The organism is Chamaesiphon sp. VAR_69_metabat_338 (assembly GCF_031423935.1).
GTDB lineage: Bacteria > Cyanobacteriota > Cyanobacteriia > Cyanobacteriales > Chamaesiphonaceae > Chamaesiphon.
The window spans coordinates 1-1903 of sequence record NZ_JANPGM010000198.1 but is presented as its reverse complement, the minus strand read 5'-3'; the positions used below and the strand labels follow the sequence as shown (position 1 = coordinate 1903).

Below are 1903 nucleotides of genomic sequence, written 5' to 3'. Positions count from 1 at the left end.
CGATAACCCTGACACCAACCGTTTTTGTCAATCTTGCGGCAGTCAGATCGTCACCCCTGTAAGTCCAGCGATGACAGCAGGGGTACTACTTGGCGATCGCTATCGGATTGTGAAAGAAATCGGGCAGGGTGGGTTTGGGCGAACTTATTTATGTGAAGATGTCAATCGATTTAACGAACCCTGCGTTCTCAAAGAATTTGCGCCTCAAGTTCAGGGTACGGCACTATTAACTAAAGCGCAGCAGTTATTCGAGCGCGAAGCTGGCGTAATGTATCGACTCCAGCATCCCCAGATCCCCAAGTTTCGGGAAATGTTTCGCGTTAATCGCAGCAATGTCGGTCAGCTATTCTTGGTACAGGATTATGTTGCTGGGGATAATTACCAGCAACTGCTCCGTCATAAGCTCAAGCAAGGTAAAACCTTTACAGAACTCGAAGTTACCGAGTTTCTCACCCAAATTTTACCCGTGCTCGGTTATATCCACTCGCTGGGGGTAATTCACCGCGATATTTCGCCAGATAACTTAATCGGACGTCAGAGCGACGGGTTGCCAGTACTGATCGATTTTGGGGGAGTCAAGCAGGTGGCCGTGAATGCCGCCAGTCAGTATATGTCGGGCAATAATCTGGTTCCAAGTGATATCCCGACGCGACTGGGCAAGGTTGGCTATGCACCCAACGAGCAGATGCAACGAGGGGTCGTGTTTCCCCATAGCGATTTGTACGCGCTAGCTGCGACAACTTTAGTGCTGTTAACAGGCAAAGAACCACCCGACCTGATCGACCCCCAAAAGTTTAGCTGGAAGTGGCGCGAGCACACGAGCTTGAGTCCCAATTTGGCTCGTATTCTCGATCGCATGCTCCAACTGCGTCCGCACGATCGGTTTGCGTCCGCGCAGGATATCCTGACCGCCTTGACAGAGGGAGATTTGGGCAATAACCTCATTGTCCCCAGTTTGCCTAAATCCATACCGGCGACCCCGCAACAGCCACAGACGATCGCGCCTACACCCCAACAACCACCTACCGTAGTCACTCCCAAGCCGCAGCCTGTACTGCCGACAGTAACCACCGCGAAAAAGTCTTCGTTGATGCACATCATCGGGGAAACTTGGCTGGCGATCGCCGCGATCGTCGGTGCGATCGCGTTAGGCTGGGTAGTAGCCATGCTGATGTCCAAACGTGGCGAACCAGTCCGTTCGGCAACTAATAGCGATCTGGTAGCAGCCTCGCCCAATCCCAGTAACAATGCCCGATCGATCGTCACGAATGACGGAGACGGCCAGCCAGCAGCGACAATTGGCAGTCGATCGAATTCTCAAGGCGAACTAACTTTGCCACCAGTATTGGCAAGTACGGGTGTAGATCCCACAGCTTATGGTGCTGTGGTCAAGCAAGTATTTATCAGTCAAAATCCCCAAGTTAAAGTTGTCGATCTGCACGATCGACAACTTCGATCGCAAGTAGAGACAATCTCTACCAATTTAGGAGCCAAACTAACCAGCCAACTCAGTCCGGAAACAATTCAAAAAATCGGCCAGTATGAAGCTACAGATCGAGCTGATTGGCAATCTCAAGTCAAGCAGCTCCATCTGAGCGAACGTGCTCTAGTCGATTTAACCGATGCCAAATATCAAGCGATTACTGCCTACTCCGCGCAAAAATTGCGTGTAGACAAAGAGCAGTTTTTAGATACGCCCATCGGCCAAATTTATCTAGCCACAATGCTCGATCGCGTCCGCGCCATTCAAGCGCGGCAAGCACTCAGCGAGATTGTCTTTCCCGTCGGCGGCACCAGCGGTACTGTCAGCGGTACCCTCAAACCGGGCGAAGGCAAAGCTTACATTGCTAGTTTAGTTGGCGGTCAAGAGATTGCTGCCAATATTCACGCCGATGCACCGATT

Annotated in this window: 1 protein-coding gene; it reads left to right on the top strand. The window is 51.5% G+C overall.

Annotated features, from left to right (window positions below):
- The coding region (locus RMO84_RS05780; RefSeq protein WP_310487524.1) for a serine/threonine-protein kinase at window positions 1-1903 on the top strand (1903 nt) is incomplete at both ends.